Source organism: Allobosea sp. 05T433, from assembly GCF_056396065.1.
On sequence record NZ_JBFTKS010000003.1, the window covers coordinates 348285 to 367179 of the forward strand.

The window sequence follows — 18895 nt, forward strand, 5'->3', positions numbered from 1 at the left end:
TTTCCGGGGCCTTTTCCCAATCTCAGAGGTGGTCAGTGCGCGGTGGAGCCATCCGGCATGCGCGACCAGACCTTCTTCTTGGTGTAATAGAGCAGACCGCCGAAGAAGATGAGGAACAGCATCACCTGCATGCCAATGCGCTTGCGCGCCTCGAGATGCGGCTCAGCCATCCAGACCATGAAGGCCGCGACGTCCTTGCCATACTGCGCCACGGTCTCCGGAACTGGCGACTTGCCATCCGGCCCCTTCGGATACTCGACCTGCCCGTCCTGGAGCGGCTGCGGCATCGCGATGAGGTGGCCCGGCATATAGGTGTTGTAGTTCTGGCCCGGCAGCAGCGGCGGGAAGCCCTGCGGCGGTTCCTTGTACCCGGCCAGCAGCGCCGCGATATAGTCCGGCCCCTGCTCCTGATACTGGGAGAAGATGTCGATGATGAACTGCGGGAAACCGCGCTCATAGGTGCGGGCCTTGGCCAGGACCGACAGATCCGGCGGGTAGGCTCCGCCATTGGCGGCCCGCGCCGCCTGCTCGTTCGGGAACGGCGACGGGAAACGGTCCGCCGGACGGCCGGGACGATCGAACATCTCGCCCTGGTCGTTCGGGCCGTCCTTGATCTGATAGGTCGCCGCCAGCGCGGTGACCTGCCCGGGCGTGAACTCCGGACCACCAGGCTGCGACAGCGTCCGCATCGGGATCAGGCTCATCGCGTGGCAGCTGGCGCAGACCTCCTTGACGACCTTGAAGCCGCGCTGGAGCTGGGCACGGTCGAACTTGCCGACCGGACCCGAGAATGACCACTTCTGCTGCGGCGGGATCACACGGTCGCCGGCGGCCTGAGCCGTCAGCGCGTTGGCAGTGAGGGCAAGGCCGAAGCTGAGCCCCGCCAGGGCAAGGCGAAACGGGGTGGTGCTCATCTTTCGTCAGCCCTTGGCGTTCGGTTCGGAGGCGGTGGCAGCCGCAAGGCTCGCGCCTGAGCCACCCTTGATATTGGCCAGCACGGAGTCCGCGATCGAGTTCGGCAGCTTCGCCGGCTTCTCGAAGATGCCGACCAGCACAAGCGAGATGAAGTAGCCGAAATACAGCGCGGTGAAGATCCGCGAGTAGGTCACGTAGGGCTCCTCGGCAGGCATGGCGCCGAGATAGCCGAGCACGATGCAGACCACGAGGAACGCCCAGAACAGGACCCGGGCGACCGGCCGGTAGCTCATCGACTTCACCTTGGAGGTGTCGAGMCAGGGCAGGAAGGCCAGCACCGCGATCGCCGCGAACATCGCCAGAACGCCGCCGAGCTTGTCGGGAATGGCGCGCAGGATCGCGTAGAACGGCAGGAAGTACCACTCAGGCACGATATGTGTCGGCGTCACCGCCGGGTTGGCCGGAATGTAGTTGTCGGCATGGCCCATGAAGTTCGGCTGATAGAACACGAAATAGGCGAACACGAAGATGAAGCAGACCATCCCGAAGATGTCTTTGATGGTCGCATAGGGCGTGAACGGCACGGTGTCCTTCTGGACGTTCTTCACCTCGACGCCGGTCGGGTTGTTCTGTCCGACGACGTGCAGCGCCCAGATGTGAAGGATCACGACGCCGAAGATCATGAACGGCAGCAGATAGTGYAGCGAGAAGAAGCGGTTCAGCGTCGGGTTGTCGACGGAATAGCCGCCCCACAGGAAGGTCACGATCGTCTCGCCAACCACCGGCAGCGCCGAGAACAGGTTGGTGATGACGGTGGCGCCCCAGAAGGACATCTGCCCCCAGGGCAGCACGTAGCCCATGAAGGCGGTGGCCATCATCAGCAGGAAGATGACGACGCCGAGGATCCAGAGCACCTCGCGCGGAGCCTTGTACGACCCGTAATAGAGGCCGCGGAAGATGTGGACATAGACGGCGACGAAGAACATCGAGGCGCCGTTGGAGTGCAGGTAACGCAGCAGCCAGCCGAAATTCACGTCGCGCATGATGTGCTCGACGGAGTTGAAGGCCATGGTCGCATGCGGCGTGTAGTGCATCGCCAGGATGACGCCCGTCACGATCTGCGCGACGAGCATGAACACCAGGATGCCGCCGAAGGTCCAAAGGTAGTTCAGGTTGCGCGGAACCGGGTAGGACACGGCCGAATCGTGCATGAGGCGAACGATCGGCAGACGGGCATCGAGCCAGCGTTCAAAGCCGGTCTTCGGAACGTAGGTGCTATGACCACTCATGACGAATGCCTCAAGGCTTTCTCGGTATCATTGGAAATCATGGAGAAGCGCATAGCTCAGCCGATTCGGATCTTCGTATCTGCGTTGAACKCATAGGGCGGGATCGGCAGGTTGAGCGGCGCAGGCCCCTTGCGGATGCGGCCCGACGAATCGTAGTGCGAACCGTGGCATGGGCAGAACCAGCCGTCGTAGTCGCCCTTCGGATCGCCGGGGGAATTGCCGAGCGGCACGCAGCCAAGATGGGTGCAATTGCCGTAAACGATGAGGAACTGCTCGTGGCCTTCCTTGACGCGGGCCTGGTCGGTCTGAGGATCGGGCAGCGTCGCGACATTGACCGCACGCGCCTCGTCGATCTCCTTCTTGGTGCGGTGACGCACGAAGATCAGCTTGCCGCGCCAGAACAGCTTGATGGCCTGGCCTTCCGCGATCGGGCCGAGATCGACATCCATCGGCGCACCAGCAGCAATGGTCTGCGCGTCCGGAGCCAACTGGCTCACGAGCGGAACAACAACAGCACCGAGACCGACGGCACCGGCAGCGCCGGTCGCCAGCATCAGAAAGTCGCGGCGGGTGGTTTGGGTCGTCTCGGTCGCGTGAGCCACGATCGATTCCTCTGCTCTTCGCCCAGCCTGGAACGGCTGTAAATTATCGTCTGACGCCCCTCATAGGTGCGCCCCTTCGCAGCCGCAATGCGGCGGCGCGTCGCCGCCGCGCTCTTTGGCATGCACTTTGGACGAAGTCTACTGTTCCGGGCGGCGGCAATGTGCATCGCGGCCTGCCCTCAGGGGGACTCAGGCCGAGACTGTCTCCGGGTCGGCAACGGCCAGGAAACCACCCGACTGGCGTGCCCAGAGTCGGGCATAGAGGCCACCACGCGCGACGAGTTCGGCATGGCTGCCCTGATCGACGATGCGCCCCTTGTCGAGCACGATCAGCCGATCCAGCGCCGCAATGGTCGAGAGCCGGTGCGCGATCGCGATCACGGTCTTGCCCTGCATGAGCGCCGTGAGCTGCTCCTGGATCGTCGCCTCGACCTCTGAATCAAGTGCCGAGGTGGCCTCGTCCAGAATCAGAATCGGCGCATCCTTGAGCAGCACGCGGGCGATGGCGATGCGCTGGCGCTGGCCGCCCGAGAGCTTGACGCCGCGCTCGCCGACACGCGATTCGAACCCCTTGCGCCCATCCTGGTCGCTGAGGGTCGCGACGAACTCATGCGCCGATGCCCTCCTGGCCGCCTCGATGATCTCGTCCTCGGTCGCATCGATCCGGCCATACCCGATATTATCACCGATCGAGCGGTGCAGCAGCGAGTTATCCTGCGTCACCATGCCGATCTGTGCGCGCAGCGAGTCCTGCGTCACGCGGGCGATATCCTGCCCATCGATCAGGATGCGACCGGCCTCCAGCGGATAGAGTCGCAAGAGCAGGTTGACGAGCGTCGACTTCCCGGCGCCCGACGGGCCGACGAGGCCGATCTTCTCGCCTGGTCGGATATCGAGGTTGAGCCCCTCGAACAGACCGCCGGTGCGGCCATAATTGAAGCGGACCTGCTCGAAGCGGATCGCCCCCTCGCCGACCGACAAGGGCCTGGCATCCGGCACGTCGGTCAGGTCATGCGGCTTGGCGATCGTCTCCATGCTCTCCTGCACGGAGCCGATATTCTCGAACACGCCGCGCACCAGATGGATCAGCCAGCTCGACATCTGCACCAGCCGCAGCACGAGGCCGATCGCGGCCGCGACCGCTCCGGGCGACATGATGCCCTGGCTCCAGAGATGCAGCGAGATCCACGCCGTCGTCACGACCAGCAGGCTGTTCATGGTCTGCAGGATGACGCTGACACCGGTGATCAGCCGCGACAAATGCAAGAAGGAGGCGTTCCAGCGCGACAGCGAGTCGCGGACCGAAGAGCGCTCGGCATCGGCGCGGGCGAAGAGCTTGACCGTCAGGATATTGGTATAGGAATCGACGATGCGCCCGGTCGTCGAGGAACGCCCCAGCGAGTTCGCCTCGGAGCGCTTCTTCGCGCGCGGCACGAAATAGATCAGCAGCACGACATAGGCTGCAAACCAGACGATGACCGGAAGTGCCAGCCAGAGGCTGGTCGAGCCGAAGAAGCCGATCGCCACCGATGCGAAGATCAGCGCGTACCAGAGATCGTCGATGACCTCGATCGTCGCGCCACGGATCGATTGCCCCGCCTGGATCACGCGCGCCGAAAGCCGTCCCGCGAAATCGTTCTGGAAATAGGAGAGCGCATGGCCAAGCGTATAGACATGGTTGCGCCAGCGGATCTGATTGGTGATCTGCGGCACCACGACCTGGTCCACGATCGCATGATTGGCGAAATAGATCAGCGGGCGGACCACGACGAGCAGGAAGGCCGCGCCGAGCAGCACCGCGCCGTGATCGCGCCAGATCGTCTCGGGCGACTGGGTCGCCAACAGATCCACGAACCAGCCGACCATCAGGTACATCGCCGCTTCGATGCCGCTGAAACCGAGGCCGGTGAGCATGATCAGGGCCATCCAGCCCTTCACGCCCTTGATGTGGTGCCACATGAATGGCCACACGCCCTTGGGCGGCGTCTGGCCCTCGTCAAAGGGCGCGAAGACGTCGATGCGGCTTTCGAGAAAACGGAACAGGGAGGCGAACATGGCGTACCGCCCTCCATGGACCGGCATGACGACGAAATCTTGGCGACATATGGGGCAGCAGTCAGGTCGCGGCCAGAGGCTTGACGCATGTCATGACGTCACCGCATGACAGCAGCGCATGTTGCGCCTCGCCCTCTACCAGCCGGATATCCCGCAGAATTCGGGCACGATGATTCGCATGGCCGTCTGCCTCGGCATCGCGGTCGACGTCATCGAACCCGCGGCCTTCGACGTCTCGGACCGCCATTTCCGGCGTTCCGGCATGGACTATCTCGAGCGCGCCGCGATCACCCGGCATGATTCGTTCAAGGCCTTCGATGCATGGCGGCTTGCGGGCGGCCACCGGCTGATCCTGGCGGAGACGGATGGGGCCACCGCCCATACCGATTTTGCCTTCGCTCCCGGCGACATCGTGCTCGTCGGACGCGAATCGGCGGGCGTCCCCGCCGAGCTCTACTCAACCGTCGACGGCAGCGTCCATGTGCCGATGCGCCCGGGTTTGCGTTCGCTCAATGTCGCAATTGCCGCAGCCGTGGTTATGGGAGAGGCCTTGCGGCAGCTGGACGCTTATCCGAGATAGGCGCGAAATCCCTCGTCACCGCGGATGACGACCCTCGCGGCGAGCGGAACGGAAACGGATCGATGACCACCCGAGCGACTGACCCCGCCTCCACGACCTCTCCCCTCGCACTCGCGGAGGCCATGAAGCCGCGCGCGACAGCCTGGTTCGAGGCCCTGCGCGACCAGATTTGCTCGGCCTTCGAGGCGCTGGAGGATGAAGCCACCGGCCCCTTCCCAGCCGAGGCAAGCACTCCGGGCCGCTTCGAGCGGACGCCCTGGCAGCGTCGCAACCACGATGGCGCCGAAGGCGGTGGCGGCGTCATGTCGATGATGCAGGGCCGCGTCTTCGAGAAGGTCGGCGTCCACGTCTCGACCGTCTACGGCACCTTCCAGTCCGAATTTGCGGGACAGATCCCGGGCGCGGCCGAGGATCCGCGCTTCCATGCCACGGGCATCTCGCTGATCGCCCATCCCTGGAATCCGCACGCACCGACGGTGCATATGAACACCCGCTTCGTGGTGACGACGAAGCCGTGGTTCGGTGGTGGAGCCGATCTGACCCCCGTGCTGGACAGCCGGCGCACGCAGGAGGACGCCGACGCCGTCGCCTTCCACGCCGCGATGCGCGCGCCCTGCGAAAGCTTCGCCCCAGTCGCCGACTACCCCCGCTTCAAGCAATGGTGCGACGAGTATTTCTTCCTGAAGCACCGCGGTGAGCCACGCGGCATCGGCGGCATCTTCTACGACTATGTCTGGTCCGGAGAGCCTGAGGCCGATCTCGCCTTCACCCAGGCGGTCGGCAAAGCTTTCCTCGACATCTATCCGCGGATCATGCGGGCCAATATCGGCACGCCCTGGACCGAGGCCGAGCGTTACGAACAGCAGGTCCGGCGCGGTCGCTATGTCGAGTTCAACCTGCTCCATGACCGGGGCACGATCTTCGGCCTCAAGACCGGCGGCAATGTCGCATCGATCCTCTCCTCGCTGCCGCCGACCGTACGCTGGCCCTGAGCGCTCTCAGCGCTCGCGTTGCGCGATTGCGCTTTCGACAAAGGCAAACTGCTGGGTCCGCTCGCCGGGACATCCCGCTTCGATCCAGTCGCGCCTTGCCTGATCGAGCACGCGCCCGACATCCGGACCGGCGGCGACACCGCGTTTGAGCACATCGCGACCACTGAGGAGGAAGGGCGGCGTTTGCCCGAGTTCGGCAATTGCAGCCTGCACCTTGGAGCGCCCCGGAGAACTCTCGTTGGCCGTGAGCAGAACGAGGCCGCCGGCGACCGCATCCGCGCCGACGCGATGCGCCAGGTGCCGCAGCAGGGCGATCGAACAATCCGTCGCACGCCCCGAGAGCCCCTCAAGGGCGAGCGCGATACGCTCGATCCTGTCGAATTGTTCGTTCGACAGCCGCAACCCGTCCCGCAGGCGCAGCGCATCCTCGCGCACGCCAACCGCCAGCGCTGCGAGCCGGAAAGCCGGATAGACTGTTCCCGCGGGCTCGCCTGCCGCAATCGCCGCGAAGCGCGAAAGCCGGGGCACGCCGCCGATCACCGGTACAAGAAGCCCCGCTCCCATCATCGCCGACAATGCGTCGGCCGCGCGCGGCGCAACGAGCAGCTTCAGCAACTCGGCGCGCACCCGCTCACGCGAAAGCCCGTCGAGCCCGGCCCGGCCGGCCGTGCAGGCCGCCAGTCCCGTCGCGTCCAGTGCTCCTTCGCCATAGCGCGCGTGAAACCGGAAGAAGCGCAGGATGCGCAGATAGTCCTCGCGGATGCGCAGGTTCGCATCGCCGATGAAGCGGATACGACGCGCCGCAAGGTCGACAAGTCCGTCGCAATAGTCGTGAACGGTGCCGTCGCGCCCGAGCCCAAGCGCGTTGACCGTAAAATCCCGCCTGATCGCGTCCTCTGCGAAATCGCGCCCAAAGACCACCTTCGCGCGGCGACCATCGGTCTCGACATCGCGACGCAGCGTCGTGGTCTCGAAGGGAACGCCATGGGCGACGATGGTCACCGTGCCATGCTCGATTCCCGTGGGAACCGATTTGAAACCCGCCGCCGCTGCGCGCCGGATCGTCTCCTCCGGTAATGCCGTCGTCGCCAGATCGACATCGCCGACCGGCTCTCCCAGCAGCAGGTCGCGGACAGCCCCGCCAATGACGCGCGTGTCCTCGCCCCCGCCATTGAACGCAGCCAGCACCTCCGTCACCCCCGGCCGCTGAAGAAAGCGCTCGACCCGAGCTCGCTGCGCTTCGTTCATCTGAACTGGCCAGGGACGAGCTGCCCGTTCTCCATATGAGGCGGCACATAAGCGCCCTGGCTGCGCGGAGCGATCCAACCGGTATAGGCGACGAAGCCGATCGAGATCACGAGCCCCACGACCGACAGCCAGAACACGTGCCCGTCCCAGTGTTCGACGTCGAAGGGGTTCCGCCGCCTGACGATCAGATAGCTTGCGAAGATACAAAAGGGCAGGACGAAGAGCAGAACCTCTTCTGTCACCGAACGCAGCATGGGCGCGCCATCCAATCAGACTAGCCGGAGAGTCGCTCGTAAAGGTTACGGATCATGCCGGCGGTTGCACCCCAGATATAGTGATCTCCGAAGGGCATCGCATAGTAGGTACGATAGCGCCCCTTCCATTCCCGACCTTCGCGGCGATGATTGGCGGGATCCATCAGGAAGGCGAGCGGCGTCTCAAAGGCCTCGTCGACCTCGTGCGGATTGATCGTCAGCGCGAATGGCGGCGCGATCAGCCCCACGACAGGCACGACCCTGTAGCCGGTGCCGGTGAGATAGGCGTCGAGAAAGCCGACGACGCGCACATGTTCGCGGGCGAGACCGATCTCCTCCTCCGTCTCGCGCAGCGCCGTGACCACCGGCGAGCCATCGACGGCATCGACGCGTCCGCCGGGAAAGGCGACCTGGGCGGAATGGCTGCGCAACGCCGCTGCGCGCCGGGTCAGCAATACGGTCGGCCCGTCCTCGCGCAGCACGATCGGGATCAGCACCGCGGCCTGGATCGCGGCCGCCTCGTCCGGCGGCTCGATCGCTTCCGGCTGGAGATCATGGTCGCCGCGCGGCCTGCTGATCAGGTCGCCGAGGTCCGGCGGTTCGTGGCGCAGCCGCGCCCCGGCAAGGGCGACGATCTCTGCCGCCGTCAGCTTCAGAGCCTGCATCAGAGTCCTTCGATTTCGCTGGATGGCACGGCCGGATAGAATGCACCGGCGACGGCCAGCCCGAACATGCCGACGCCATCGACCGGCCTGATCTCGCCAAGGGCCAGAAGGTCATAGGTCAGGGCCCGCGTAACCCTCGCCCAGAGATCCCGGCGAATATGGACATAGGGCTTGAGCCCGTCATGCGTGTCCCGGACGAAGCGGATCGCATGCTCCGGGCCCACGCTCACGATATCGTCAACCAGTGTCCGGAACGCGATGGCGCGCTCGTCGCCTGTCCCCTCGACCGTCATCTCGACCGCCTGGAACGGCGCGTCGTCGACCTTGATCCCGACCTTTTCGACCGGTGTCACCAGGAAATAATCGCGGCCGTCGCGACGCAGGACGGAGGAGAAGAGCTTGACCAGCGACGGCCTGCCGATGGGAGTTCCGAGATAAAACCACGTGCCATCCCCCGCAATCCGCATGTCGATATCGCCGCAATAGGGTGGATTCCAGCGTTCGACGGGCGGCAAGGCTCGCGTGCGACTGTCCTTCAGCGCGACCAGCAATCGCTCCATCGCCTGCGTTGAATGGTTCATCGAACTACCTGAAATCGCCGCCCGCGGCATATTGGTTGCATGACCCGTTTCGCCTTGAACTCTACATAATCGTGAAGCCGAGTTCTGTGCACCAGAGCCTGTAGCCCCTTGAGCCGGTTGGATAGCCCGTCCACAGTCATCGGTTCGGGAAGCTTGCGGGGCGTGAAGCAGCGCAAGGCGCGATGACGAGGGTGAAGGAGATCGACATGGTGGCGCAAGTCCGTGCGACGGACGGCAAGAGCGAGGCCGGTCAACCCGTCAATCTCGATACCGGGATCGTCGAAGCGGCTGAAGCTGCGCTCGGCGCCATCGGCGCCGCCCGCCGCGAGATCGGCCAGGTCATCTTCGGGCAGCAGGAGGTGGTCGACCTCTCGCTGATCACCTTGCTCGCTGGTGGCCACGGTCTGCTCGTCGGCGTGCCCGGCCTTGCCAAGACCAAGCTGGTCGAGGCGATGGGAACGGTTCTCGGCCTGAGCGCGAGACGCGTGCAATTCACGCCGGACCTGATGCCCTCCGACATTCTCGGCTCCGAGGTGCTCGACGAGAGCGCCGACGGCAAGCGCCATTTCCGCTTCATCAAGGGGCCGGTCTTTGCCCAGCTGCTGATGGCCGACGAGATCAACCGCGCCAGCCCGCGGACGCAGTCGGCGCTGCTGCAGGCCATGCAGGAACATCACGTCACCGTCGCCGGTGAACGCTACGACCTGCCTGCGCCGTTCCACGTGCTGGCAACCCAGAACCCGATCGAGCAGGAAGGCACCTATCCGCTGCCGGAAGCCCAGCTCGACCGCTTCCTGCTCGAGATCGACGTCGGCTACCCCGACCGCGAGGCCGAGCGGCGCATCTTGCTCGAGACCACCGGTGCCACCGAGCACAAGCCGGTCCAGGCGATGACGGCAGAGACGCTGATGTCGACGCAGCGCCTCGTGCGTCGCCTGCCGGTCGGCGAGAACGTCGTCGATGCGATTCTCGATCTGGTGCGCTCGGCTCGCCCCGGCGATGGCGATCCGGCGCTGACCAGCAAGCTTGCCTGGGGCCCCGGCCCGCGCGCCAGCCAGGCCCTGACGCTTGCCGCCCGCGCCCGCGCGCTCGTCGAAGGCCGGCTCGCACCGTCCGTGGATGACGTCGTCGCGCTCGCCACCCCCGTGCTCAAGCACCGTATTGCGCTCACCTTCGCTGCACGCGCCGATGGCGAGACGGTCGAGAGCGTCATCGCGAGGCTCGTGGAACGATTGGGATAGGGACTTCAGTGATGCTGCGCACGCGCGTCCTCGGCCCATCCGAACGCCAGCCGGCCCCGCCGGTCCTGAAGGCTTCCCTCGATCTCGCGGCGCGCCTGCCGCGCCTGATCCTCGAGGCCCGGCGCGTCTCAGCCAGCGTGCATGGCATCCACGGCCGCAGGCGCGCCGGCCCCGGCGAGACATTCTGGCAGTACCGCCCTCTGGTGACCGGTGAGGCCGCGTCACGCATCGACTGGCGCCGCTCGGCGCGCGACGGCCATCTCTTCGTCCGCGAGCGCGAATGGGAGGCCTCGCATGCGATCTGGCTCTGGATCGACCGCTCGGCCTCGATGGGCTTTTCCTCGTCGCTCGCCATGGCCTCCAAGGTCGACCGCGCGCTTGTGGCCGGCTTCGCCCTGGCCGAAACCCTGGTCGAAGGCGGCGAGCGGGTCGGGCATCTCGGCCTGACGCGGGCGCTCGCCTCGCGACGTATCGTCGAGACCTTGGCACAAGCGCTCGTGATCGACCGCAAGGGCGAGACCGCCGATCTGCCGCCGGACGCGCCGCTTCCACGCCTGGCCGACGCCATCATCATCACCGACGGACTTTCGCCGGCGCAGTCCCTGGCCAAACGCATCGCGACCATGGCGAGCAGCGGCGCGCGCGGCCATATCCTGCTGATCGCGGATCCGATCGAAGAAACGTTCCCCTTCAGCGGCCAGGCCGAGCTCTTCGACCTCGAAGACGGCCTCACTCTGCGCGTCGGCGATGCCGGGGCCTGGGGAGAGGAATATCGCCGGCGCCTCGAAGCCCATCGCGATATCATTCGGGAGGCTTGCCGCAAGGCGGGCTGGACGCTGACCCTGCATCGGACCGACCGGCCCGCCAGCGAAGGCGTACTCCGGATTGCGAGCCTGATCGCCGCCTCGCGCGGCGGCCAGGGCCGCTAGGAGGGCGCCAACAATGCTGACGCAGCTGCCCATCGCCTTCTCCGCCCCGCTCGCGCTGACCGCGCTTGCGCTGCTGCCAGCGCTTTGGCTGATCCTGCGAGTGACGCCGCCACGCCCGCGCCGCATCGATTTTCCACCGCTCAAGATCATGGCCGACCTGATCGCCAAGCGTGAAATGCCGGCGCATACACCCTGGTGGTTGTTGGCATTGCGGATGGCCATTGCGGCACTCGCCATCATCGCCGTTGCCGGCCCGGTCTGGAACCCACCGGTCGCAACGGCGCCCACGCGCGGGCCCGTGCTGCTCCTGATCGACAACGGCTTCGGCGCGGCGACCGATTGGCCCGAGCGTGTGGCGCTGGCGGAGTCGCGGGTCAATGCTGCAGGCCGCGAGGGACGTGCGGTGGCGATCGTCGGGCTCGCGGAAACGCCGGGCGAGGTCACGCTGTCGGAACCGCGCGCGGCGCTCGACAAGCTGCGTGCATTGGCCTTGCAGCCGCACGCGCCCGACCGCACCACCCAATTGCCCCGGATCGAGGTTTTTCTCCGCGCCACGCCTGACGCCGAAATCGTCTGGGTCTCCGACGGGCTCGGCCTGACCGACGAAGGCGCCTTCCTGGCGCGCCTGAAGCAGGAAGCCGATGCACGTCGACTTTCCATCCACGCCACCCCCGCCGACCAGCTCGCGCTGACGGCCGCAGAGAACCTCTCCGGCGCGCTGACGGTCAAGGTGCTGCGGCCAGCCACCAGCGCCCCCGCGAGCGGCCAGGTTCGCGCACTCGATCTGAAGGGTCTGCCACTGGGGGATGCTCCATTCGGCTTTGGCCCAACGGAAACGCAGACGGTGGCCCGACTCACCCTTCCGATCGAGGTGCGCAATGCCGTTTCGCGGCTTGAGGTCGTGGGCGAACCAAGTGCGGGTGCAGTGGCGCTGCTCGACGACCGCGCCAAACGGCGCCGCGTCGGTATCGTGTCCGGAACGACCACCGATACGGCGCAGCCCTTGCTGTCGCCAACCTATTACGTCTCGCGCGCCCTCTCACCCTTCGCAGAGATCCGCGAACCGCGCCCCGGCTCGAACGACCCCGTCGGCGAGTTGCTCGCGCAAAACCTCTCGGTCCTCGTTCTCGCGGATATCGGCGCCCTCGACCCGGAGACGGCGACGAAGATCAGCAGTTTCGTCGAGCGAGGCGGTGTCCTCTTGCGCTTTGCCGGCGTGCGCCTCGCCACCGCCTCCGACGAGCTGACCCCCGTGCGGCTGCGCCGCGGCGGGCGCACGCTCGGCGGCGGCCTCTCATGGGACACTCCGCGCAAGCTCGCCCCCTTCACCCGGGAGAGCCCGTTCTTCGGCACGCAGATCAGCGACGACGTCCGCGTCAATCGCCAGATTCTGGCCGAGCCCGATGCGGATCTTGCACGCAAGACCTGGGCTGCGCTCGAAGACGGCACGCCTGTGGTCACCGGCGAACGCCGCGGCGATGGCGTGATCGCCATGATGCATGTCACCGCCGACACCACCTGGTCGAACCTGCCGCTGTCGGGCCTCTTCGTCGAGATGCTGCGCAAGGTGGTGGCGCTGGCCGGAACAGGCCCGGCCGAGGCCCAGGCCGAGGATGCCAAGGTCGAGACGCTCTCGCCGACCCGCGTGCTGGACGGCAAGGGCTCCTTCCGAGCACCACCGGCTACGGCTCAACCGGTACCGCGGACCTTCACCGGACGTGCCACCCTGGCCCACCCCCCCGGCATCTACGGCCCGGCCGACGGTTCGCTCGCGGTCAATGCCTTGGCTCCCGCCGACACGCTGCACGCGCTCGATCTGGCCTCGCTCGGCGCGCCGATCCTGCCGATCGACAAGCCGGTCGCGCAGGACATCCGGCCCCAGCTCCTGGTCATCGCGCTGCTGCTGCTGATCCTCGACACGCTGGCGACGCTCTGGCTCGGCGGTCGACTGCGCGTGACGCGCGCTGGCAAGGCTGCTGCCGCCGCGGTCCTGCTTGGGTTGGCGCTGGCCGCCGCCCTTTCGGCCGCGCCGGCCCTCGCCCAACCTGTCCCGGCGGCACCGGAGGACACCCGCCCGCCGATCCCGCGCGAACTTTTCGCCGCAGGTGCCGTCACCCGCCTCGCCTATGTCCTGACCGGTGACAAGGCGGTCGATGACATGTCGAAGGCGGGGCTTGCAGGCCTCAATATCGTGCTCGGCGCACGCACCGCACTCGAACCCGGCGAAGCGGTCGGCCTCGACCCAGCCCGCGACGAGCTCGCCTTCTTTCCGATTCTCTACTGGCCGGTGGTCGCCGGGCGCCCGATTCCGGCGCCCGAAACCCTGCGCAAGCTCGAAGCCTATATGAAGGGCGGCGGGCTCGTGATCTTCGATACGCGCGATGCCATGAGCGCCCGCCCGGATGGGGGCAGCACGCCCGAGGGCGATCAGCTCAAGCGGATGCTGCAGACGCTGGACATTCCCGAGCTCGAACCGATCCCGCGCGACCACGTGCTGACCAAGACCTTCTACATCCTCGACGGTTTCGTCGGTCGCTATGACACCGGCACGACCTGGGTCGAGATCCTGCCGCCCGCCGGCGAAGACGGGCGTCGGCCGGCGCGGGCCGGCGACAGCGTCTCGCCGATCGTCATCACCTCGAACGATCTTGCCTCAGCCTGGGCCGTAAATCGCCGCGGCGAAGGGCTGGTACCGGTGTCCGGCTCCGATCCCCGCCAGCGCGAAATGGCGCTCCGCGCCGGCGTCAATCTCGTGATGTACGCGCTCACCGGCAACTACAAGGCCGACCAGGTCCATGTGCCGGCCCTGCTCGAGCGTCTGGGGCAATAGACCATGTGGAGCCTCTCCTTCGCCCCGCTCGTGCCTCTGCCACTGCTGATCGGGCTCGCGTTGCTGGCTGCTCTCGCTGCCGGCGCCGCGCTCGTCCTCGCCGGCCGCAGCGCCATCCTGCGCGCGCTCGCGCTGATCGTGCTGACGCTCACGCTGGCCGACCCGTCACTCGTCTTCGAGGACAGAGAACCGGTCAAGGACGTCGTCTCGGTGGTGGTCGATCGCTCCGGCTCGAACCGCCTCGCCGACCGGACCGCGCAGACCGAAGCCACCCTGGCCGATGTCGAACGGCAATTGCGCGGCGTTCCGGGCGTCGAGCCACGCATCGTCGACGTCACCGACATGCAGGGCTCGGGAGACGGGACCCGTCTCTTCGAGGCGTTGGCCGCAAGCATCGCGGATGTCCCATCGGAGCGCGTCGCCGGCGCCATCGTCATCACCGACGGCCTCGCTCATGACGCTCCTCCCAATGCCGAGGCCCTGGGTCTCAAGGCACCGCTGCACATTCTCACGACCGGCCGAAACGCCGAGATCGACCGCCGGATCGTACTTGTCGATGCGCCGCGCTTCGGCATCGTCGGCAAGGATCAGGTCATTCGCCTGCGCGTCGTCGACAAGGGCGGCCCCGGCCGCGCCGGGCTGACGATCCGCCGCGACGGCGAGATCGTCGCTCGCCGCGAGGTCACCTCGGGTCAGATCGTGCAGGTGCCGGTTCGGATCGACCGCGGCGGGCCCAATGTCGTCGAGATCGAGGCGGCGCCGCTCGATAACGAGCTCACGCTTGCCAATAATCGCGCCGTCATCACGATCGAGGGCGTGCGCGACAAGCTGCGCGTGCTGCTGGTCTCCGGAGAGCCGCATCCCGGCGAACGGACCTGGCGCAACCTGCTCAAGGCCGACGCCAATGTCGACCTCGTCCATTTCACGATCCTACGCCCGCCGGAGAAGCAGGACGGCACGCCGATCAACGAGCTTTCGCTGATCGCCTTTCCAACGCGCGAGCTGTTCCAGGTCAAGATCAAGGAATTCGACCTGATCATCTTCGACCGCTACGCCAACCAGTCGATCCTGCCGCTGCTCTACTTCGACAACATCGTCCGCTATGTGCGCGAGGGTGGCGCCCTGCTGGTCGCAGCCGGTCCGGAGTATTCCGGCTCGCAGTCGCTGGCACGGACCCCGCTCGGACAGATCCTGCCCGCCCTGCCCGATGGCACCGTCATCGACGAGGCCTATCGCGCCCGCGTCAGCGAACCCGGCCGCCGCCACCCGGTCACCCGCGACCTCCCCGGTTCGGAGGTCGAGCCGCCGCGCTGGGGCGAGTGGCTGCGCATGGTCGGCGCCCGCGCCCGCACAGGCTCGACCATCATGACCGGGCCGGGTGACAGACCGTTGCTCATGCTCAGCCGTGAGCAGAAGGGGCGCGTTGCGCTCTTCCTCTCCGATCATGCCTGGCTCTGGGCTCGAGGCTTCCGCGATGGCGGCCCGCATCTCGACCTGCTGCGCCGCCTCGGCCACTGGCTGATGAAGGAACCCGAACTCGAGGAAGAGGCGCTCCGCGCAACCGCCCGCGGCCGCACCATCGAGATCGAGCGCCAGACGCTCGGCGACGCCCCCTCCCCGATTGTCGTCACCGACCCCAATGGCACGTCGCGCACGGTTCAGCTGGAAGCCGGACGGCCCGGCATCTTCAGCGCCCGCGTCCCGACCACCGAATTCGGCCTGCACCGCATCTCAGGGGATAATCTGACGGCCTTTGCCAGTGTCGGCCCGGAGAACCCGCGCGAACTCATGGAGGTCGTCAGCGACCCGGCGAAGCTTCAGCAGCTTGCCGAGGCGACGGGCGGCTCCTCCCGCCGGATCGGCCAGGACAGCGGCTCGAGCGTGTCCGTGCCGCGCATCGTTCCGGTCCGTTCGGGCAGTCAGTTCGCTGGTGCGGACTGGATCGGCCTGCGCATCAGCGATTCCGGCATCGTGCGCGGCGTTTCGATTTCGCCTGTGTTCATCGGGCTGATCGGCCTCGCGCTGCTGTTTGGCGCTCTGGTGGCCGGCTGGCTCGGCGAGACCGGCCGGCGCTTCAGGCGGAGCCCGGACGCAACGCCATGACCGCCCCGCTGCGCCTGGCCAGCACGCCCTCGACCAGTTCGAGAGCGAGGAAGCGGGCGGGATTGGCCGGTCCCGGCAAGGTCAGCTGGCCCGGGGGGATCGGCTTGAAACCGAAGCGGGCATAATAGGGTGCATCCCCCACCAGCATGATGAGGTCGTGTCCGGCCGCCCGCGAGGCTTCGATCGAAGCGTTCATCAGGGCAGCGCCGATACCGCGTCCCTCGAAGGCAGGATCCACGGTAAGCGGCCCCAGCATCAGCGCCGGCTGCCCACCCGCCGAGACGCGGGTCACCCGCACCGAACCGACCAGGAAGGTTCCGACATGCGAGGCGAAGGATAGCGCCGGGTCCTGCGGCACGCCCTCGCGCAGGCGAAATGCCGTGCGGGCAAAACGGCCGGGACCGAAGGCGCGCTCGTGCAGGCGCTCGATGGCAGCATGATCGGCGGGGAGTTCGTGGCGAATGGTCAGGGGAAGCGAAGTCATGGCGTCGGCAAACCTGCGAACGGGCAGCGGGGCAAGAAGCTCAGGCGCCGTGAAGCAGCCGAGCGGAAGGGCGCGCTCAGCGCGCCGGTCGTCGCAGGATGGAGAGGTCTTGCCGGTCAGCCATGAATCGCCTGTAGCAGAGGCACGGGCGGGCGTCCATGTTGGAAATGACGAGCTGTTTCGTGTCTCGCTTCGCGAGCGCTGATGGCAGGGCGAAGCGCTGGCGGATGAGAGGATCGGCGACGCCGTGGACTGTTTGCGTTGAGATCATGGTTGGCGAGAGGCGAGCCTAAGCACGCACACTCTCCCGCAGAAACCGATCTCACCAATCGGCAGTAAGCTGACGCCTGCCGAATATCTCGTCGAGCCTGCGGCGGGTTCCCGCTGTGGTGGTGTCCGGCAACGCGTCGAGCGGAAAGAAACGGGCCTCGGCAATTTCGCGATCCGGTTGCCTGATACCGTCCACAACAAACTCCCGTACCACGAAGATCGCGACATGATCGCGGCGCGACACCGTTCGGTTGAAGAAGACGCCATGAAGTTGCGGCGGCCCGGTCAGCCTGACGAGCGTCTCTTCACGCAGTTCCTTGTCGAGCGCGTCTCGCAAAGTCTCGCCGGTCTCCACCCCGCCGCCCGGCAGATGCCACCCCGGCGTGTAGGTATGGCGCACCAGCAGGACCTCGCGCTCATCCCTGAGCACTGCCGCGCGCACGCCCAGCGTCATGCCGCGTGTCAGCCAGAAATACAGATGCAGCAGCCGGCGAACGGGCCTCGAGATGGGGCGCGGCTCGCGGGCATGCCCTGTTCCGCCGCCAGTTTTGGGGTCGGGCCCATGCGACACGCCTCGCGCTCCTCTCATCTACCGCGTATTTGCCTATGCAAATAACGCATAACAGACCACCGTTTGTACTGCCGTTACGTCACAAACGCGCCGCAAAGCAGGTAGAAACCACCGCCATCACCGCTGGGGTTACCACAATGCTTCTCGCTTTCATCACCGCTCGCCTCCGGGCCAAGCGCGCTTTCGTCTGGAAGCCCGCCCTCACCCTCACCGACCCGCGCATCGTTTCGGAACTCACCGACTCGTTCAACTGAGTCCTTGGGCTCGAACCTGATCGCGTTCGGGAACGGATTGAGGCGAGCCGACGCGCGGATGCGCTTGACGGCTGCCATGCTCTGAGGGCAAGCGCAGGGCGTGTTCAAGATCGCGCACCTGTCCGACCCGCATCTCGGCCCGCTTGCCGAGTTTTCACTGCATCAGCTGCTCGGCAAGCGCGCGACCGGCTATGTCAACTGGCGCCGCAAGCGCCGGCACGCCCATGACATGGAAATCCTGGCGCTGATCGTCGCGGATATCCGCGCGCAGGCGCCGGATCATGTCGCCTGCACCGGCGATGTCGCCCATATCGGCCTTCCCAACGAATTCAAGACCGCGGTCACCTTTCTCGACACGCTGGGTGCGCGCACCGATGTCAGCTTCGTGCCGGGCAATCACGATGCCTATGCCCGTTCCTCGCTAAAGCCACTCGCGACCCTGCTGGGCCCATGGTCCAGCAGCGATGATGGCACGATCGGGTATCCCTGGTATCGCGAGCGCGGGCCGGTCGCGCTCATCGGGTTGAACACCGGCATTCCGACATTGCCTCTGATGGCGACGGGCCGCGTCGGGCGCGAGCAGATCGCCAAGGCGGAGATTCTCCTCGACCGGGCCAAGGCGGCCGGGTTGATCCGCGTCGTGCTCATCCATCATCCGCCCTATCTCGGCGGCGCGCGGCGCACCCGCGAATTGCTCGATGCTGATGCTTTCGAGTCGATGCTGAGACGCAAGGGGGCCGACCTCGTCCTGCACGGCCATAACCACCGCTTCTCACTCGCCTGGCGGCCGGGGCCGGATCACGATATCCCCATCGTCGGCGTGCCCTCGGCCTCGATCGGGCCGCTCGGTCATGGCGAAATGGCGAGCTGGCATCTCATCAAGATCGAGGGCGATGCCAAGGCTCCTTCGATCAGCGTCGAGCAACGTGGCTTCGAGCCCGACGGCACCGTCAGGATGCGTCAGGAAATTGCGCTTCACGCCAAGCCGGTTTGACGCCCCGCTCTCCATGGAGAGAGCCGCGGCGCAATGAC

The 18895-nt window shown here is 66.5% G+C and carries 17 protein-coding genes; 7 read left to right on the forward strand and 10 right to left on the reverse strand.

Features of this window, described 5'->3' with window-relative positions; translation table 11 throughout:
- Positions 1-32: 32 nt before the first annotated feature.
- The 4 genes from AC1DGP_RS05965 to AC1DGP_RS05980 form a co-directional block, all read right to left on the reverse strand.
- Positions 33-914, reverse strand: coding sequence for a cytochrome c1 (locus AC1DGP_RS05965; RefSeq protein ID WP_441489517.1), 882 nt, complete (start codon positions 912-914; stop codon positions 33-35).
- Positions 915-920: 6 nt separating this feature from the next.
- Positions 921-2204: a cytochrome b gene (locus tag AC1DGP_RS05970; protein ID WP_476831827.1), complete on the reverse strand. Its 1284-nt coding sequence runs from the start codon at positions 2202-2204 to the stop codon at positions 921-923.
- 56 nt (positions 2205-2260) lie between these two features.
- The gene (gene petA / locus AC1DGP_RS05975; protein WP_476831828.1) at positions 2261-2806 is read right to left on the reverse strand and encodes a ubiquinol-cytochrome c reductase iron-sulfur subunit; all 546 of its coding nucleotides are present in this window, start codon (positions 2804-2806) and stop codon (positions 2261-2263) included.
- A 189-nt stretch (positions 2807-2995) separates the two neighbouring features.
- Positions 2996-4861 (reverse strand): ABC transporter ATP-binding protein, encoded by a 1866-nt coding sequence (locus AC1DGP_RS05980; protein WP_476831829.1) that lies wholly within the window; start codon positions 4859-4861, stop codon positions 2996-2998.
- 118 nt (positions 4862-4979) lie between these two features.
- On the opposite strand from AC1DGP_RS05980, the gene AC1DGP_RS05985 reads away from it, so the two are divergent.
- Together AC1DGP_RS05985 and hemF are read left to right on the forward strand one after the other, a co-directional pair.
- A complete protein-coding gene (locus tag AC1DGP_RS05985) occupies positions 4980-5441 on the forward strand; it encodes a tRNA (cytidine(34)-2'-O)-methyltransferase (RefSeq protein WP_476831830.1) in 462 nt (153 codons plus the stop codon).
- A gap of 62 nt (positions 5442-5503) precedes the next feature.
- Positions 5504-6433: an oxygen-dependent coproporphyrinogen oxidase gene (hemF, locus tag AC1DGP_RS05990; protein ID WP_476831831.1), complete on the forward strand. Its 930-nt coding sequence runs from the start codon at positions 5504-5506 to the stop codon at positions 6431-6433.
- A gap of 6 nt (positions 6434-6439) precedes the next feature.
- On the opposite strand, the gene AC1DGP_RS05995 is transcribed toward hemF, so the two are convergent.
- The 4 genes from AC1DGP_RS05995 to AC1DGP_RS06010 are packed head-to-tail and all read right to left on the reverse strand — an operon-like array spanning position 6440 to position 9181.
- Positions 6440-7681, reverse strand: coding sequence for a CCA tRNA nucleotidyltransferase (locus AC1DGP_RS05995; protein WP_476831832.1), 1242 nt, complete (start codon positions 7679-7681; stop codon positions 6440-6442).
- Positions 7678-7935 (reverse strand): DUF6111 family protein, encoded by a 258-nt coding sequence (locus AC1DGP_RS06000; protein WP_441489523.1) that lies wholly within the window; start codon positions 7933-7935, stop codon positions 7678-7680. The genes AC1DGP_RS05995 and AC1DGP_RS06000 overlap by 4 nt, the downstream gene beginning before the upstream one ends.
- Before the next feature lie 20 nt (positions 7936-7955).
- Positions 7956-8600: a CoA pyrophosphatase gene (locus AC1DGP_RS06005; protein ID WP_441505169.1), complete on the reverse strand. Its 645-nt coding sequence runs from the start codon at positions 8598-8600 to the stop codon at positions 7956-7958.
- Positions 8600-9181, reverse strand: a complete 582-nt coding sequence (locus tag AC1DGP_RS06010; protein WP_441489525.1) for a DUF1285 domain-containing protein — start codon at positions 9179-9181, stop codon at positions 8600-8602. The genes AC1DGP_RS06005 and AC1DGP_RS06010 overlap by 1 nt, the downstream gene beginning before the upstream one ends.
- A gap of 206 nt (positions 9182-9387) precedes the next feature.
- Here AC1DGP_RS06010 and AC1DGP_RS06015 point away from each other — a divergent pair, with 206 nt between their 5' ends.
- From AC1DGP_RS06015 to AC1DGP_RS06030, 4 genes are read left to right on the forward strand one after another with little or no spacing between them, the layout of a single operon-like run.
- Positions 9388-10422: an AAA family ATPase gene (locus AC1DGP_RS06015; protein WP_069882560.1), complete on the forward strand. Its 1035-nt coding sequence runs from the start codon at positions 9388-9390 to the stop codon at positions 10420-10422.
- 11 nt (positions 10423-10433) lie between these two features.
- Positions 10434-11351 carry a DUF58 domain-containing protein gene (locus tag AC1DGP_RS06020; RefSeq protein ID WP_476825584.1) on the forward strand — a complete coding sequence of 306 codons (918 nt, stop codon included), beginning with the start codon at positions 10434-10436 and terminating at the stop codon, positions 11349-11351.
- A gap of 13 nt (positions 11352-11364) precedes the next feature.
- A complete protein-coding gene (locus tag AC1DGP_RS06025) occupies positions 11365-14181 on the forward strand; it encodes a DUF4159 domain-containing protein (RefSeq protein WP_476831833.1) in 2817 nt (938 codons plus the stop codon).
- Positions 14182-14184: 3 nt separating this feature from the next.
- Positions 14185-16284 carry a hypothetical protein gene (locus AC1DGP_RS06030; protein WP_441505167.1) on the forward strand — a complete coding sequence of 700 codons (2100 nt, stop codon included), beginning with the start codon at positions 14185-14187 and terminating at the stop codon, positions 16282-16284.
- On the opposite strand, the gene AC1DGP_RS06035 is transcribed toward AC1DGP_RS06030, so the two are convergent.
- Positions 16256-16768 (reverse strand): GNAT family N-acetyltransferase, encoded by a 513-nt coding sequence (locus AC1DGP_RS06035; RefSeq protein WP_441489530.1) that lies wholly within the window; start codon positions 16766-16768, stop codon positions 16256-16258. The two genes, AC1DGP_RS06030 and AC1DGP_RS06035, sit on opposite strands and share 29 nt — an antisense overlap.
- Positions 16769-17090: 322 nt before the next feature.
- Positions 17091-17492, reverse strand: coding sequence for an NUDIX domain-containing protein (locus AC1DGP_RS06040; protein ID WP_441489531.1), 402 nt, complete (start codon positions 17490-17492; stop codon positions 17091-17093).
- 471 nt (positions 17493-17963) lie between these two features.
- On the opposite strand from AC1DGP_RS06040, the gene AC1DGP_RS06045 reads away from it, so the two are divergent.
- The gene (locus AC1DGP_RS06045; RefSeq protein ID WP_441505165.1) at positions 17964-18857 is read left to right on the forward strand and encodes a metallophosphoesterase family protein; all 894 of its coding nucleotides are present in this window, start codon (positions 17964-17966) and stop codon (positions 18855-18857) included.
- Positions 18858-18895 lie beyond the last annotated feature (38 nt).

Excerpts from the sequence above, each read along its gene's own strand:
- AC1DGP_RS05965 (WP_441489517.1), bottom strand. The coding sequence starts at position 914 with ATGAGCACCACCCCGTTTCGCCTTGCCCTGGCGGGGCTCAGCTTCGGC.
- AC1DGP_RS05980 (WP_476831829.1), bottom strand. The coding sequence starts at position 4,861 with ATGTTCGCCTCCCTGTTCCGTTTTCTCGAAAGCCGCATCGACGTCTTC.
- AC1DGP_RS05985 (WP_476831830.1), top strand. The coding sequence starts at position 4,980 with ATGTTGCGCCTCGCCCTCTACCAGCCGGATATCCCGCAGAATTCGGGC.
- hemF (WP_476831831.1), top strand. The coding sequence starts at position 5,504 with ATGACCACCCGAGCGACTGACCCCGCCTCCACGACCTCTCCCCTCGCA.
- AC1DGP_RS05995 (WP_476831832.1), bottom strand. The coding sequence starts at position 7,681 with ATGAACGAAGCGCAGCGAGCTCGGGTCGAGCGCTTTCTTCAGCGGCCG.
- AC1DGP_RS06000 (WP_441489523.1), bottom strand. The coding sequence starts at position 7,935 with ATGCTGCGTTCGGTGACAGAAGAGGTTCTGCTCTTCGTCCTGCCCTTT.
- AC1DGP_RS06005 (WP_441505169.1), bottom strand. The coding sequence starts at position 8,600 with ATGCAGGCTCTGAAGCTGACGGCGGCAGAGATCGTCGCCCTTGCCGGG.
- AC1DGP_RS06010 (WP_441489525.1), bottom strand. The coding sequence starts at position 9,181 with ATGAACCATTCAACGCAGGCGATGGAGCGATTGCTGGTCGCGCTGAAG.
- AC1DGP_RS06015 (WP_069882560.1), top strand. The coding sequence starts at position 9,388 with ATGGTGGCGCAAGTCCGTGCGACGGACGGCAAGAGCGAGGCCGGTCAA.
- AC1DGP_RS06020 (WP_476825584.1), top strand. The coding sequence starts at position 10,434 with ATGCTGCGCACGCGCGTCCTCGGCCCATCCGAACGCCAGCCGGCCCCG.
- AC1DGP_RS06025 (WP_476831833.1), top strand. The coding sequence starts at position 11,365 with ATGCTGACGCAGCTGCCCATCGCCTTCTCCGCCCCGCTCGCGCTGACC.
- AC1DGP_RS06030 (WP_441505167.1), top strand. The coding sequence starts at position 14,185 with ATGTGGAGCCTCTCCTTCGCCCCGCTCGTGCCTCTGCCACTGCTGATC.
- AC1DGP_RS06035 (WP_441489530.1), bottom strand. The coding sequence starts at position 16,768 with ATGACTTCGCTTCCCCTGACCATTCGCCACGAACTCCCCGCCGATCAT.
- AC1DGP_RS06040 (WP_441489531.1), bottom strand. The coding sequence starts at position 17,492 with ATGACGCTGGGCGTGCGCGCGGCAGTGCTCAGGGATGAGCGCGAGGTC.